This is a genomic window from Citrobacter sp. CK194 (assembly GCF_030333395.1).
GTDB lineage: Bacteria > Pseudomonadota > Gammaproteobacteria > Enterobacterales > Enterobacteriaceae > Citrobacter_B > Citrobacter_B koseri.
Genome location: NZ_JAOWGA010000019.1, coordinates 428,063 through 442,628, shown reverse-complemented (window position 1 = coordinate 442,628; position 14,566 = coordinate 428,063). Strand labels below are relative to the sequence as shown.

Sequence of the window (14,566 nt, the reverse complement as noted above, 5' to 3'; positions counted from 1 at the left end):
ACATTGTTATGAGGCAACGCCATGCATCCACGTTTTCAAACTGCTTTTGGCCAACTTGCGGATAATCTGCAATCAGCGCTGGCGCCGATTCTGGCAGATGAGCATTTTCCCGCCATGCTGACTGCGGAGCAGGTCTCGACGCTTAAGCGTGAATCGGGGCTGGACGAAGACGCGCTGGCTTTCGCGCTCCTGCCGCTGGCTGCCGCCTGCGCACGCACCGACCTTTCCCACTTCAACGTTGGCGCTATCGCGCGCGGCATCAGTGGAACCTGGTATTTCGGTGGGAATATGGAGTTCCTGGGCGCGACGATGCAGCAAACCGTTCATGCCGAGCAAAGCGCGATCGGCCATGCCTGGCTGCGCGGTGAAAAAGGGCTCGCCGCCATCACGGTTAACTACACCCCTTGCGGTCATTGCCGTCAGTTTATGAACGAACTGAACAGCGGCCTGGATCTGCGTATCCACCTGCCGGGGCGCGTACCGCATACCTTACGCGACTACCTGCCCGACGCTTTCGGCCCGAAAGACCTGGAGATCAAAACGCTGCTGATGGACGAGCAGGATCACGGTTTCGCGCTGGAGGGCGACACGCTGACTCAGGCGGCGATTACCGCCGCCAATAAATGTCATATGCCTTACAGCCACTCCCCAAGCGGCGTGGCGCTGGAATGCAAAGACGGGCGTATTTTCACCGGCAGCTATGCCGAGAACGCCGCCTTTAACCCTACGCTGCCGCCTTTGCAGGGCGCACTGAATCTGCTGAACCTGAACGGGTATGACTATCCAGATATTCAGCGCGCAATTCTGGCGGAGAAAGCCGACGCGCCGTTAATCCAGTGGGACGCCACCGCCGCCACGCTGAAAGCATTAGGCTGCAATAATATCGACCGCGTACTGCTGGGTTAAGCCCTGGAACACGCAATGTGCGTAGGCCCGATAAGCACAGCGCCATCGGGCAACATGCAAATGGCAAGAATGTCTAAAATCCCCCCAATCAGACTGCTGTTTCTTGCGCTTCGACAGCGGGTACAGTAGCCTGATTGAAATTTCATCCCTTTATCGAGTTCTCTGCATGTTAAAGCGCGTGTTTTACAGCCTGTTAGTCCTGATCGGCTTGCTGCTGTTGACTGTGCTTGGTCTCGACAGATGGATGAGCTGGAAAACCGCGCCCTATATTTACGACGAATTACAGGATCTCCCCTACCGCCAGGTGGGAGTGGTATTAGGCACCGCAAAATACTATCGCACCGGCGTCATTAATCAGTATTACCGCTATCGCATTCAGGGCGCGTTAAACGCCTACAACAGTGGCAAGGTCAATTATCTGCTGCTCAGCGGCGATAACGCGCTGCAAAGCTATAACGAACCGATGACGATGCGTAAGGATCTGATCGCCGGGGGCGTTGATCCTGCCGACATCGTGCTCGATTATGCCGGTTTTCGCACGCTGGACTCCATTGTGCGCACGCGCAAAGTGTTTGATACCAACGACTTCATCATCATTACCCAGCGTTTCCACTGTGAACGCGCGCTGTTTATTGCGCTGCATATGGGAATTCAGGCTCAGTGCTATGCGGTGCCGTCGCCAAAAGATATGTTAACGGTACGCGTACGTGAATTTGGCGCCCGATTCGGCGCGCTGGCAGACCTCTATATTTTCAAACGGGAACCTCGCTTCTTAGGCCCGTTAGTTCCCATTCCAACAATGCATCAGGTGCCGGATGACGCCCAGGGCTACCCGGCAGTAACGCCTGAGCAATTGCTGGAACTGCAAAAGAAACAAGGAAAATAAGCGTGGAAGGGAAAACGATCTTTGTGGTCATCGCCGTCCTGATGGTGATGCTGTTTAGCTTACGGGAAGCCTACAAAGGCTGGCGCTCTGGCGCCGTGGATAAAATCGTCAGGAACGCCCGCGAACCCGTATACGCCTACCGTGCAGAAACTCCTCTCCTTTACTGGAGCTACATCGGGTTATATCTGTGCATGTCGGTTTGTACGCTCGCCGCAGGCATTTATTTTCTGTTCTTTAGATAACGCGCAGAAATAAAAAAGCCCGAAACAGTTGCCTGCTTCGGGCTTTTTCATGCCGGTAATTACTTCTTACGGGCGTATTTCAGCGAGTCCAGCGCCACCGCGAAGATAATGATGCCGCCTTTAATGATGTACTGCCAGTAAGGGTTCACGCCGATATAGGTCAGGCCGTAGTTGATGACGGTAAAGATAATCACACCGGTCACAACGCCGAATACCGTCCCGACGCCGCCGCTAAACGACACGCCGCCGACCACGCAGGCCGCAATCGCATCCAGCTCATACATAAAGCCGAGGTTGTTGGTCGCAGAACCGATACGCCCCGCTTCCAGCAAACCGCCGAATGCGTAGAACACACCGGACAACGCATAGATCATCAGCAGGTTCAGCCCCACGTTAACGCCGGACACTTTTGCAGCTTCCGGGTTGCCGCCGATAGCGAAAATGTTCTTACCGAAACGGGTTTTATTCCACAGGATCCAGACGAACGCCACCGCAATCAGCGCATAGAAGGTAATGTAGGAGAGCCGGAAACTGCCCAGCGCAATAAAGCCCTGCGCAAACGTCGAGAACCCGCTATCAAACCCCGAAATCGGCGACGCCCCGACGAAGTCGTAATACAGGGAGTTGATGCCATAAACGATAATCATCGTGCCCAGGGTCGTGATGAACGGCGTCACATTAAGGTACGCAATGATAATGCCGTTAAGCAGACCAATGACGGCCCCAATTGCGCAGACAATCAGGATCACCAGCGGAATCGGCATGGTGGCCATTTCCGGGAAGACCTTATTGGCGTTTTCCACGGACTGCAACAGCGTTGCGGCGACCACGGCCGCCAGGCCAACCTGACGCCCCGCAGACAGGTCAGTCCCCTGGGTGACAATCAACCCTGCCACACCCAGCGCGATGATAATACGCACGGAGGACTGCGTCAGAATGTTACTTAAGTTCAGCAGACTTAAAAATGTAGGGTCCTGGAAAATAATAATGGCCAGCAAGACTAAAAGAACAACGTAAATTCCGCCTTCTTTCAGATAAGTAAGAAAACTTTTCTTATTTAACGCACTCATGAGGAGCCCCTGATCTTAAAGGTGCAAAGACGCAAGACGCAGAATTTCGTTTTGCGTTGTTGTTTTTGTGTCAACAATCCCGGCAACAAGGCCATTGCTCATTACCAGAATACGATCTGTAATCCCTAACAATTCCGGCATTTCGGAAGAAATGATAATAATCCCCTTCTCTTTTTTCGCCAGTTCCGCAATCAGTTGATAGATTTCAAATTTTGCGCCGACATCAATACCGCGCGTTGGCTCATCCAGCATTAATATTTCTGGCTGCGTTAACAGCCACCGGCCGATAATGACCTTCTGCTGGTTGCCCCCCGAAAGAGAGCCAATTTGCGTGCGATGACCTGGCGTTTTCACGCGCATTGAGTCAATAACCCACTGTGTATCGCTCTTCATGCGGGAGTTATCCAGCAAACCGACTTTATTTCTGTAATTGCGGATGTTGGAAATTAAAGAGTTAAAACCAATATCCAGGTACGCGTAGATCCCGGTTGAACGACGTTCTTCCGTTACCAGCGCGAAACCGTGATTAATGGCTTCATTCGCGTTGTGGTTATTAATCTTTTTGCCGTGCAGCGTAATCGTACCCGATGATTTTTCCCGGATACCAAAAAGCGTTTCAACAATATCGGTACGCTTTGCCCCTACCAGACCCGCAATCCCGAGAATTTCCCCTTTATGCAGATCAAAAGAGACATCGCGGATCGACGGCTGGCGCAGCGACGTCAGGTTACGCACTTCCAGAATGACCTCTCCCGGCTTGTTTTGCTTGTCCGGGAAACGCTGGTTCAGGGAACGACCCACCATCATGGCGATGATCTTGTCCATATCCAGCCCTTCCAGCGGCTGCGTCGCAATCCACTGGCCGTCGCGCAAGACGGTGACTTCATCGCACAGCTGGAAAATCTCTTCCATTTTATGCGAGATATACACAATACCGCAGCCGCGCTCTTTCAGTTTGCGAATAATAGTGAACAGATGGTTAACCTCTTTTTCCGTTAATGAAGAGGTCGGCTCATCCATGATCACAATTTTGGCATTGTAGGAAAACGCCTTCGCAATTTCGATCATCTGCATTTGTGAAACGGATAATGTCCCGACACGCGCACGCGGATCGATATCAATATCCAGTTCATCAAATATCGCTTTGGTATCCCGGTACATTTTATCCTGATCGACAAACATACCTTTGGTTGGGTAACGCCCTAACCACATGTTATCCATGACGGAGCGCTGTAACACCAGGTTTAGCTCCTGGTGAACCATCGAAATACCATTCTCCAGAGCTTCTTTGGCAGAATGAAAATCGATCTCTTTCCCCTGAAATAAAATGCTACCGGAATCTTTTTGATAGATCCCAAAAAGGCATTTTAATAATGTTGATTTTCCTGCGCCATTCTCCCCCATTAAGGCGTGAATCGAGTGCGGGCGGACTTTTAAATTAACATTATCAAGTGCCTTTACGCCGGGAAAAGACTTGTTGATGCCGCTCATTTCCAACAAGTATTCGCCTGACGACGGAGTAGTAGTGCTGACCATAATTATACCTTGTTGGCCTCGCAGAGTGCGTTAATAAAGGGCGCAATGTTATTGCGCCCAAAGAAAACGATATACGAATTACTTGTTGGTAAACTCAGCCAGATTGTCTTTATCAACACCTACGTACGGAACGCGAACAATTTTGTTCTCGATTTTCCAGTCGGTGCCGTCAGCCGCGCCTTTACCATCGGCCAGGTTTTTCGCCAGATCAAAGGTGGCTTTCGCCTGGTTGTTGGCATCGTTCAGCACGGTACCTGCCAGCGCGCCGGATTTCACCAGCGCCAGCGCTTCAGGTAACGCATCTACGCCGAATACCGGAACGCTGGTTTTATTGTGCGCTTTCAGCGCTTCTACCGCGCCCATCGCCATTGCGTCGTTATTCGCGATAACCACTTCAATTTTGTTGGCGTTCGGGCCGGACAGCCATGCGTCCATTTTGTCTTTCGCCATTGCGGTATCCCACATCGCGGTATCCATTTGCAGCTGCTCAGTTTTGATGCCTTTGTCGTTCAGCTCTTTGATAACATAGGTGGTACGCGCTTCAGCATCCGGGTGGCCCGGCTCGCCTTTCAGCAGTACGAACTGGATTTGGCCATCTTTGTTCAGATCCCAACCCTGGTTAGCCTGCCAGTGTTTAGCGATCAGATCGCCCTGGATGATACCGGATTCTTTGGAGTCAGTGCCGACGTAATAGGCTTTGTCATAGCTATCCAGCGCTTTGCGGGAAGGTTCTTTGTTGAAGAACACAATCGGGACATTCTGACCACGCGCTTTCTCAATTACCGTACCTGCCGCAGCCGGGTCAACCAGGTTGATCGCCAGCGCTTTTACCCCTTTTGCCAACAGCACGTCGATCTGGTCGTTTTGCTTGGACTGATCGTTCTGCGAGTCATTCATCAGCAACTGCACATCAGGCGCCGCCTGGGCGTCTCTTTCGATAGCCTTACGCACGACGGACATAAAGTTATCGTCATATTTATAAATCGTCACACCAATGCGAGTATCAGCAGCGTGCGCAGCCGCGCCAAATAACATGCTTGCCATCACAGCAGACAGAGTTAACGCCTTCTTATTCATGGTATCTCCGGTTTTATTATGCAGGGTAGTGCTTGAGAAAAATGCTCGGCAGGGCAGAACGTTAATGAAGTGTTACTGAACGCCGAAGCTCACTGTTAAAAAATCTTTCTTCCGTGCCCGGTAACGCTCCAAAAATATGCTTTAATTGCTGTTTAATGCCCTGACGATGCGTTAAAAGTGATTATTCACCGTTACATAGTATTTACAGTGCTTCAAACGGTGCCATCATAGCTATCGTATTGTTAAGATACTGTGAATTTACTCACATATTGAAAACGGTTACATCCCCTGACGTTGCTGGTTAGTGATCGGGGCCGCATTCTGTCTTAGCGCAACCGAATGACGACGCACCAGCGTTGGCATAAAACAGTGCGTCGCCGTTGAATCCAGCGTGCCGGCCGCGCCCTGCAACGCCAGTTCCGTTGCCATTTTCGCCATAGAAGCAATGGGATAACGCACCGTGGTCAGCTGCGGGTCGGTGTAACGGGCAATAGGAATATCATCAAAACCGATGATGGAAAGATGTAACGGGATGGCAATGCCATTGTCTTTTAACGCCGTGAGCGCGCCAGCGGCCATGCTGTCGTTATAGGCGAATACGGCGGTCAGTTGCAGGTTTCGCCCCAGCAGTTCCACCATCGCCGCTTCACCGCCCTGCATGTCCGGGGAACCCGTGCCAATCCAGCTTTCTGGCGGCGTAATCCCCTGCTCCTGCAACGCGTTCAGCCACCCTTCTTTACGCATCGTGTCATCTTCAATGCGGTGGCTGGAAGCCAGATAACCAATCCGTTGATGACCATTATTGAGCAGCATACGGGTCGCCATTTTTGCGCCGCTGATATTGTCCAGGCACACGCAACGGTGGGCATAACCCGGCACAATACGATTGATCAGCACCATGCCTGGGATCTGGTCCATAAACGCTCCCAGCTCCTGGTCACTTAATGCTTTCGAGTGAACAATCAATGCGTTACAGCGCTGGCGAATCAGAACCTCGATGGCATGACGCTCTTTTTCAGCCTCATGATAACTGTTGCCAATCAGCACATATTTGTTGTGTTGTTGGGCAACCACATCCACCGCTTTGACCAGTGCGCCAAAAAACGCATCTGACACGTCCATCACCACCACGCCGATGGTGTCGCTTATCTGCGTCGCCAGCGCTTGCGCATTAGCATTAGGACGGTAACCCAGCAGCGTGACCGCCTTCATTACCGCTTCGCGCGTATCGGGACTGACCAGCGCACTGTTATTCAGCACGCGAGAAACAGTCGCTACGGAAACGCCAGCCTGACGTGCCACATCACGAATGGTTACCATATTCACTACCCTGTTTGAGATTGCCGTTGCTCACAGACACCCTGTGTTTAGCAGGTGGGTATTTTGTCAGCGCTTCGTTCAGGACTACGTGAGTAAGGTCACAGGGCTGGAAACGGTTACATGCGTTTTGTTAATGAATGTGATCCAGATCGTTATCTGGATGTTCCCGATAATGACGTCCCGGACGCACGGAGGGTTAATTGCCGCCAGAGCCATTCCACCGGCCCTTGCCGATAGAAACGCAGCCAAATCCAGGAGAAAAGCAGGTTCGCCAGCCAGACAGGAATGACGAATATCAGCAGCGTCAGTCGGTCGAATTTCATAAATAAACCGAACTGGTAGAACAGCGTGGTGCAGATCAGCGTCTGCAACAGATAGTTGCTCAACGCCATCCGCCCTACGCAGGCAATGGCAATGACCAGTTTAAAACGGCTGAGCTGCGGCCAGAACCCCAGCATCAACGCGGTGTAGCCTATAGTCTGAAACGGCGCGCTCAATTCGCGCGGCGCCTGTAGCAGAAAAGCGCACCAGCGATACGCCCAGTCCAGCCGCCACTGTACAATAATGGCCGGAAGGTTAATCAGCATGCCGACGACGACAAGCAATACGCCCGTACGCCGGTAGTGTTGCAGACTGTACTGGCCCTTCAGCCAGCCGCTGCGCATCAGCGCCGCGCCCAGCAGCATCATTCCCGCCAGTTGCCAGCCATACTGCGCCCCCAGCGCCAGCAGACTGTTCGACAGCAGATCGACCCGGTTGCTGACCGCCTCCATGCCGCCGTTAATCTTCCAGTATTTTTCATACAACAAGGCAGAGGCATCCGGCGTCCAGGCGCGGCTGGTTTCACTCGCCGAGATGGACCCTAACAGCAGCAACACGCCAATCCCCGCCAGATAGAGCAAAATACCGGTATTAAATAAACTTTTTACCGACGGCGCGTCGCGCACCAGCCGCCAGCAAATCAGGCCGACAAGGCCATACGCCAGCAGAATGTCGCCATCCCAGAACAGCAAACCGTGGATAAAGCCCAGCAGGACGAGCAGCGTCAGACGCGACTGAATCCAGCGTTTGCCGCGCGGCAGCAGCATTTGCAGACCCGCGCCGAATAACAGCGCAAAAAGCGTAAGGAATTTTACCTGCGCGAACAGGTCGAGGATCGCCCACGTCCATGCGTCAGACGCGGTGATCTTGCCATACCAGGCGGGATTAAGGTAAGCCGCCTTTGGCAAGCCAAAGGCGCTGATATTAAGAAGCAGGATACCGAGGATGGCAACGCCACGAATAAAATCCAGCGTGACATTACGCTCCATACTCCCTGCCCTGATCAGTTGTGGTGACGCACGGCGCGCAGGAACTCCTGGCGCGTGTTCTGGCTGGATTTAAACAATCCGCCGAGGGAAGTCGTGGTGGTGGCGCTGGTCGCATCGCGAATGCCGCGCGCTTTCACGCAGTAATGCACAGCGTCGATTGAGACTGCGACGTTATTGGTGCCAAGCAGCGTTTGCAGCGCGGTCAGAATCTGTTGGGTCAGACGCTCCTGAACCTGCGGGCGCTGCGCAAAGAACTGCACAATACGGTTAATCTTCGACAGGCCAATCACCGAATCTTTCGGGATATAGGCCACCGTCGCTTTCCCGTCGATCGTGACGAAATGGTGTTCGCAGGTGCTGGTAAGCGTGATATCGCGCACCGTCACCATTTCATCCACTTTCATCTTGTTTTCAATCACGGTGATCTTCGGGAAATTGGCGTAATCAAGGCCGGAGAAAATCTCATCGACATACATTTTAGCGATGCGATGCGGCGTTTCCATCAGACTGTCATCGCTCAAGTCGAGATTCAGCAACTGCATAATCTCGGTCATATGCCCCGAAATAAGACGTTTGCGCGTTTCGTTATCCATCTCATGCACGGGCGGGCGCAGCGGCGTTTCCAGACCACGCGCAACCAGCGCTTCATGAACCAGGGCCGCTTCTTTACTGAGTGATGACATTTATTCTTCTCCTGCAGGTGTGGCGCCTCTGCCCTGCGTGGGGCAAAGTTTTTAGGCTGTTGGCAGCCCGTTTATTGTGCGTGAGGCGGCGCACATAATCCAGTATTCACAACGATAATTATTGAAATCGCCGCTGCCTTTCATGTCCCGGATTCCCCACGGCGGTTCCGCGCGCTAAATCTGACGGGCCATGACGCCAGGTGTTAATGTAAAGTTGTGTAGATGATGAAGCATGTTAGATAAATGCGGAAGTGAAAGTTACTCACAGCGCAATGAATAATCTGTATTATGGGGAAATTGCACGACTCATTCAGGTTCAACACAAAAGGAGCCACGCATGGATATGCTCGAAGAGCACCGTTGTTTTGAAGGCTGGCAGCAACGCTGGCGACACGACTCCACCACGCTGAATTGCGCCATGACATTCAGCATCTTTCTCCCGCCGCCCCGCAATACAACACCGCCTCCGGTGCTGTACTGGCTGTCAGGGTTAACCTGTAATGATGAGAACTTCACCACCAAAGCCGGTGCGCAACGCATTGCCGCTGAACTGGGCATTGTGCTGGTGATGCCGGACACCAGTCCGCGCGGCGAACAGGTTGCCGATGACGAAGGTTATGATTTAGGTAAAGGCGCGGGATTCTATCTCAACGCGACGCAGCAGCCCTGGGCCGCGCATTTCCGCATGTACGACTACCTGCGCGATGAACTCCCGGCGCTGATCCAGTCGCAGTTTAACGTGGGTGAACGTTGCGCGATCAGCGGACATTCAATGGGCGGACACGGCGCATTGATCATGGCGCTGAAAAATCCGGGGAAATACACCAGCGTTTCCGCCTTTGCGCCCATCGTGAATCCGTGCCGCGTACCGTGGGGAGAAAAAGCGTTTACGGCCTATCTGAGGGAAGAGAGATCGGCCTGGGTTGAGTGGGACAGTTGCGCGCTGATGCTCGCCAGCCAGCCGGAACACGCCATTCCAACGCTGATTGATCAAGGCGATAACGATCAGTTCCTCGCCGATCAGTTACAACCGGCGGTACTGGCCGAAGCCGCGCGCCAGAAGGACTGGCCGATGACGTTACGTATTCAACCGGGCTACGACCACAGTTATTACTTTATCGCCTCGTTTATTGAGGATCATCTGCGCTTCCATGCACAGCATCTGCTGAGCTGATCACCAGTACACGGCTTTTTCCAGCGCCGCAATATCGTTATTGTCATCGGCTTGCGGCGCAGACGATTTCCGGTTTAAATCAGCAACCTGCTGGCGAATCTGAAGTCGCCCGGCACTCTCGCTCTCGCTAAAATTGCGCATTTCTGATTCAAACAAAATCGCATCCAGATTGTGCAGTTTATCAAGCGCGCGCAGGAGAGAAATCAGCGTATCGAGGTTCAGGCCAGCGCCTTTCTCAATACGCTTGATCGTCGCGATGCCTACCTGCGCGCGATCGGCAAGCTGCTGTTGCGTCATAGACAGGGAAATCCGCGTTTCCTTGATACGCGCGCAGAGCGACCAGACGATCTCGTCATTATTCATTGTTTGGTATTTCAATGTACTAGCACCTTTTTCTTGGCTGAATTTTTCCGAGGCATCCGTGATAAGTCTCGCGATATTTTGCACTCATGTCTTTGCCGGTTTCATACATGGCGGCAATAATTTCATCCAGAGAAATACAGGGCTCGCTGATGCGGCTCATCGCCATCGTCGCCGCATTAATGGCTTTTACGGCAGAGATGGCGTTTCTTTCTATACAGGGAATTTGCACCTGCCCGCCAACCGGATCGCAGGTCAACCCCAGATGGTGCTCCATCGCAATTTCCGCAGCGCTTAATACCTGCCCGACGGATGCGCCCATCAGCTCCGCCAGCCCTGCCGCCGCCATCGAACATGCGACGCCGATCTCCCCCTGGCATCCCACTTCCGATCCTAAAATCGACGCATTCTGTTTAAACAACAGCGCGACGGCACCTGCCGTAAGAAAAAAACGGGTGATGGCGCCCGCGTCCAGCGGACAAACAAACTTATCGTACCAGCTCAGTACCGCCGGAATAATGCCGCTTGCGCCATTCGTCGGCGCCGTGACAATCTGCCCGCCTGCCGCATTCTCTTCACTCACGGCAATAGCAAACACGTTAACCCAGTTCAGGGTCGTCAGAAAATCCGCTGCCGAAGGCTTCATACACAACGATTTATGCAATGCGCAGGCCCGACGCGGGATCTGATAAGGGCCGGGAAGCAGCCCTTCGGTATGCAGGCCACGGTGAACGGCCTGCTTCATAATCTCCCAGACCTGCGTTAAATAGCGCTGTAATGAGGGCTGAGAATGGCTGTTCAGCTCATTTTTCATCATCAGCGCCGCAACGGAAAGCCCGTTGCGTTGGCACAGCGTCTGCAACTGCGCGGCGTTGCGAAAGGCAAAGGGAGAGGCGCGTGTCTGATCTGTCGCCACGGGCGCAGACTCACCGTATTTTCGTACCTGCCCGGCGCCGGTCGAAAACCACGTCTCCTCGTATAACGTAAAGTAATCATCTTTGGCGCGAAAGGTCATCGCATAAGGATGTCCGGGATGCGCATGGTGATTCGCAATAATTTTCACCGCCACTGTCACCGTACTGTTCGCCGGGGCTGGCACGTCAAGCATACCGTCATTTTCCGCACGCCTGATGGCGGTCAGTTGCATACGTAAATCCACCTTCTCCGGCTGATTTCCCAGCAACCCCAGATAAAGCGCGGCATCAACATTGTGGCATTTACGGCTTAACGATAATGCGCCAAACAATTCAATTTCAATATTCCTGAGTAACGGCAGCGTATCCTGCCGTTTTAGCTGCGAAATGAAATTGCAAGCCGCACGCATTGGCCCCACGGTTCTTGAACTGGATGGACCTATCACAATTTTGAATATATCAACGCAACTTTCCATTTTTATATATGTATTCCTAAAAAAAGCGCAGGGTGGGATGGCGATAATATACCGTAATCAACATATTAAAAATGATACTTTTCATGCTTATTCATTATCAGGCATTAAAAACAATACCATTTTATCTTTTCTTTAACATTCATATCTGTGATAGCACGACGCACAAGAAACAAACGCCACCCATTATAATAAAGCGCAATGTAAAGGAGCAACATGATGGCAATAACTTACTTCGTCACATCAACAAACACAGAGCAACTTCAGGCATGGTTATATAATGATTTTCTTCGTTCTCACGCGATGCAATGTCATTATTTATTAGAGCGTCGGCATCTGGCATTAATCAATAAGGATTATTTAAAACTTACGCTACCCGATGAAATGCTGACGCAGGCTATTTATCAGAAATTACGCGCTGCATCACTGCAATTGCAGTTTGATTTTTTTGTCAAACCTCAGAGCATCCCCACAAAGGGACTGATTGCATTTGATATGGACTCAACGTTTATTGAAGAGGAAGGCGTGGATGAAATCGCTCACACGCTTGGCATCTCTGCGCAAATCGCGGAGATGACCCAACAGGCGATGGAAGGGAAAGTAGATTTCGACACCAGTTTTACCCGCCGTATTCGCATGTTAAAAGGCACGCACTGTGATGTCCTCAATGCCGTTTGCGATCGAATGACGATTTCCCCCGGCCTTGCCGCTATGTTGCCGGTACTGAAAAACAAAGGGTTTAAAACGGCCATTATTTCCGGCGGTCTGGATATTTTTACCCAACGACTGAAAGAAAAGTATCAGCTCGACTACGCCTTTTCCAACACGGTTGAAATAAAAGATAACGTCCTGACGGACAATATTACCTTCCCGATCATGAATGCCGGGAAAAAGCGGCAAACGCTCTCTGCGCTGGCAACACAACTCAACCTCGCTGTACACAACATTATTGCCTGCGGCGACGGCGCAAACGATCTGCCGATGCTAACGTACGCAGGAACCGGTATCGCGTGGCGGGCAAAACCCGTTGTCAGAGAAACAATCCATCATCAGATTAATTTTCATGGATTCGAATCACTTCTGTTCTTTATTGAAGATGAATTATAACCGCATTTCCGTCGCCGGAAGGGAAACTCACGATGAACATAAAAGCATTTATTTTCAGTCAGGCCGATCGGCCTGTTATGAACGCGAAAAAAGAGATTGATCATACTTATAAAAAATTTCGCACAGAGATCATCACCTCGGTATTTATCTCTTATGCCGTATTCTATCTGACCCGTAAAAACTTTTCTGCTGCGATGCCAGCCATGCTGGCGGATACGTCGCTAACCGCAGAAGATTTCGCCATCATGTCCTCCATTTTTTACATTCTTTATGGTTCCATGAAGTTTGTTGGCGGCATGCTGGTTGATAAAATTAACCCTAAAGCCATGACCGGCCCGGTGCTGATTGGCGTCGGCATCGTCAATATTCTCTTTGGCTTTTCCGATAGCGTCGCGGCGTTCTACGTATTGTACAGCCTCAATGCGATTCTCCAGGGCACCAGCTTCCCGCCAATGGCGAAAATTATGGCTTCCTGGTTCTCAAAAAACGAACGCGGGCGCTGGTGGGCAATCGTTGAAGCAGCGCATAACATTGGCGGCAGCCTTGCCCCGCTGCTCACCAGCTTCGCCATTGCCTTTAGCGGCAGCTGGAAAATGGGCTTCTATGTCCCTGGAGTCATTTCCCTTCTGATGGGGGTCGTCGCGCTGTTTACGATTCAGGATCGTCCCGGCACCCTCGGGCTACCCAATGTCGGCGAATGGCGTAACGATCCTACCGAGCTTGCACAGGTAAAAGCCAGCCCGGTCAATCTGAGCTTCTGGCAGGTGTTCGTTAAATACATTCTGACCAACCCGCTGGTATGGATCATCATCGTGGGCGATATGTCCGTGTATATTGCGCGCACTATTCTCAATGACTGGCCGCAAATCTATTACTCGCAGGTACACGGCTGGAGCCTGATTAAAGCAAACTCCATTATCTCGTGGTTCGAAGCTGGCGGGCTGGCAGGGGGACTGCTGGCCGGATATTTGTCAGACTTTATGTTTAAAAGCAACCGCTGGATGACGGGGTTAATTTTCGCCTTAATGCTCTGCGTATGCATCGTGCTTATCCCACTGGTGCAGGATACCTCTTACACCATCACCGCCGTACTCTTCACCATCATGGGATTTGCACTGTACGGGCCGCATATGCTTTTTGCCGTCGGCTGCCTGGACGTTACTCACAAAGATGCTGCGGGTTCTATTACCGGTTTCCGGGGATTATTCAGTTATGTTGGCGCGGCAATGGCCGGCGTACCGGTCATTCTGGTGAAAAATAGCTGGGAATGGTCCGGCGTCTATATTTACGCCTTCATCGCTATTTTATTAACCACGCTCTCCCTGGCGCTACTTTCTCGTCTCCATCGTCTGTAAAAAACGATAATCTATTGCCATAACGTAACAACGGAGGGTATCTGCCCTCCTTTTCATCCTTCATTTCTCCATTTTTTCTTCAAAATTTCCTCACATTTACGATCCGCCATCTTATTGATTTGAAATACCTTTCCGTGAAAAACAAATAAACAC

Annotated in this window: 14 protein-coding genes; 6 read left to right on the top strand and 8 right to left on the bottom strand. The window is 51.7% G+C overall.

Annotated elements, in window-relative coordinates; translation table 11 throughout:
* Positions 1-21: 21 nt before the first annotated feature.
* The 3 genes from cdd (at position 22) to OGX80_RS18175 (ending at position 2,034) form a co-directional block, all read left to right on the top strand.
* Positions 22-906 (top strand): cytidine deaminase, encoded by an 885-nt coding sequence (gene cdd, locus OGX80_RS18185; protein WP_115181391.1) that lies wholly within the window; start codon positions 22-24, stop codon positions 904-906.
* 166 nt (positions 907-1,072) lie between these two features.
* Positions 1,073-1,792: an outer membrane permeability protein SanA gene (gene sanA, locus OGX80_RS18180; RefSeq protein WP_012131623.1), complete on the top strand. Its 720-nt coding sequence runs from the start codon at positions 1,073-1,075 to the stop codon at positions 1,790-1,792.
* 2 nt (positions 1,793-1,794) lie between these two features.
* Positions 1,795-2,034 (top strand): DUF2542 family protein, encoded by a 240-nt coding sequence (locus OGX80_RS18175; protein ID WP_012131622.1) that lies wholly within the window; start codon positions 1,795-1,797, stop codon positions 2,032-2,034.
* Positions 2,035-2,093: 59 nt separating this feature from the next.
* On the opposite strand, the gene mglC is transcribed toward OGX80_RS18175, so the two are convergent.
* The 6 genes from mglC to folE form a co-directional block, all read right to left on the bottom strand.
* A complete protein-coding gene (gene mglC / locus OGX80_RS18170) occupies positions 2,094-3,104 on the bottom strand; it encodes a galactose/methyl galactoside ABC transporter permease MglC (RefSeq protein ID WP_012131621.1) in 1,011 nt (336 codons plus the stop codon).
* A gap of 15 nt (positions 3,105-3,119) precedes the next feature.
* Entirely contained in the window at positions 3,120-4,640 is a 1,521-nt protein-coding gene (gene mglA, locus OGX80_RS18165; protein ID WP_047462502.1) for a galactose/methyl galactoside ABC transporter ATP-binding protein MglA, read from the bottom strand.
* A gap of 78 nt (positions 4,641-4,718) precedes the next feature.
* Positions 4,719-5,717: a galactose/glucose ABC transporter substrate-binding protein MglB gene (gene mglB / locus OGX80_RS18160; RefSeq protein WP_012131619.1), complete on the bottom strand. Its 999-nt coding sequence runs from the start codon at positions 5,715-5,717 to the stop codon at positions 4,719-4,721.
* Positions 5,718-5,996: 279 nt separating this feature from the next.
* Entirely contained in the window at positions 5,997-7,037 is a 1,041-nt protein-coding gene (gene galS, locus OGX80_RS18155) for an HTH-type transcriptional regulator GalS (protein ID WP_110494029.1), read from the bottom strand.
* Between the two features lie 152 nt (positions 7,038-7,189).
* The gene (gene yeiB, locus OGX80_RS18150) at positions 7,190-8,347 is read right to left on the bottom strand and encodes a DUF418 domain-containing protein YeiB (protein WP_012131617.1); all 1,158 of its coding nucleotides are present in this window, start codon (positions 8,345-8,347) and stop codon (positions 7,190-7,192) included.
* A 14-nt stretch (positions 8,348-8,361) separates the two neighbouring features.
* On the bottom strand, positions 8,362-9,030 hold the full coding sequence (gene folE, locus OGX80_RS18145; protein ID WP_012131616.1) for a GTP cyclohydrolase I FolE: 669 nt from the start codon (positions 9,028-9,030) through the stop codon (positions 8,362-8,364).
* A gap of 337 nt (positions 9,031-9,367) precedes the next feature.
* Between folE and fghA the strand changes: the two genes are divergently transcribed.
* Positions 9,368-10,204 (top strand): S-formylglutathione hydrolase, encoded by an 837-nt coding sequence (gene fghA, locus OGX80_RS18140; RefSeq protein ID WP_115181390.1) that lies wholly within the window; start codon positions 9,368-9,370, stop codon positions 10,202-10,204.
* On the opposite strand, the gene OGX80_RS18135 is transcribed toward fghA, so the two are convergent.
* Both OGX80_RS18135 and OGX80_RS18130 read right to left on the bottom strand, forming a co-directional pair.
* Entirely contained in the window at positions 10,205-10,582 is a 378-nt protein-coding gene (locus OGX80_RS18135) for a helix-turn-helix transcriptional regulator (RefSeq protein ID WP_024130176.1), read from the bottom strand.
* A gap of 4 nt (positions 10,583-10,586) precedes the next feature.
* Positions 10,587-11,954, bottom strand: coding sequence for an L-serine ammonia-lyase (locus tag OGX80_RS18130; RefSeq protein WP_114848223.1), 1,368 nt, complete (start codon positions 11,952-11,954; stop codon positions 10,587-10,589).
* A gap of 216 nt (positions 11,955-12,170) precedes the next feature.
* On the opposite strand from OGX80_RS18130, the gene serB reads away from it, so the two are divergent.
* The gene (gene serB, locus OGX80_RS18125; RefSeq protein ID WP_047462487.1) at positions 12,171-13,058 is read left to right on the top strand and encodes a phosphoserine phosphatase SerB; all 888 of its coding nucleotides are present in this window, start codon (positions 12,171-12,173) and stop codon (positions 13,056-13,058) included.
* Positions 13,059-13,090: 32 nt separating this feature from the next.
* Positions 13,091-14,413 (top strand): MFS transporter, encoded by a 1,323-nt coding sequence (locus OGX80_RS18120; RefSeq protein WP_012131609.1) that lies wholly within the window; start codon positions 13,091-13,093, stop codon positions 14,411-14,413.
* Positions 14,414-14,566 lie beyond the last annotated feature (153 nt).

What these genes read in the sequence shown, in the direction of transcription:
- cdd (WP_115181391.1), top strand. Translation starts at nt 22, where the DNA reads ATGCATCCACGTTTTCAAACTGCTTTTGGCCAACTTGCGGATAATCTG.
- sanA (WP_012131623.1), top strand. Translation starts at nt 1,073, where the DNA reads ATGTTAAAGCGCGTGTTTTACAGCCTGTTAGTCCTGATCGGCTTGCTG.
- mglC (WP_012131621.1), bottom strand. Translation starts at nt 3,104, where the DNA reads ATGAGTGCGTTAAATAAGAAAAGTTTTCTTACTTATCTGAAAGAAGGC.
- mglA (WP_047462502.1), bottom strand. Translation starts at nt 4,640, where the DNA reads ATGGTCAGCACTACTACTCCGTCGTCAGGCGAATACTTGTTGGAAATG.
- mglB (WP_012131619.1), bottom strand. Translation starts at nt 5,717, where the DNA reads ATGAATAAGAAGGCGTTAACTCTGTCTGCTGTGATGGCAAGCATGTTA.
- galS (WP_110494029.1), bottom strand. Translation starts at nt 7,037, where the DNA reads ATGGTAACCATTCGTGATGTGGCACGTCAGGCTGGCGTTTCCGTAGCG.
- yeiB (WP_012131617.1), bottom strand. Translation starts at nt 8,347, where the DNA reads ATGGAGCGTAATGTCACGCTGGATTTTATTCGTGGCGTTGCCATCCTC.
- folE (WP_012131616.1), bottom strand. Translation starts at nt 9,030, where the DNA reads ATGTCATCACTCAGTAAAGAAGCGGCCCTGGTTCATGAAGCGCTGGTT.
- fghA (WP_115181390.1), top strand. Translation starts at nt 9,368, where the DNA reads ATGGATATGCTCGAAGAGCACCGTTGTTTTGAAGGCTGGCAGCAACGC.
- OGX80_RS18130 (WP_114848223.1), bottom strand. Translation starts at nt 11,954, where the DNA reads ATGGAAAGTTGCGTTGATATATTCAAAATTGTGATAGGTCCATCCAGT.
- serB (WP_047462487.1), top strand. Translation starts at nt 12,171, where the DNA reads ATGGCAATAACTTACTTCGTCACATCAACAAACACAGAGCAACTTCAG.
- OGX80_RS18120 (WP_012131609.1), top strand. Translation starts at nt 13,091, where the DNA reads ATGAACATAAAAGCATTTATTTTCAGTCAGGCCGATCGGCCTGTTATG.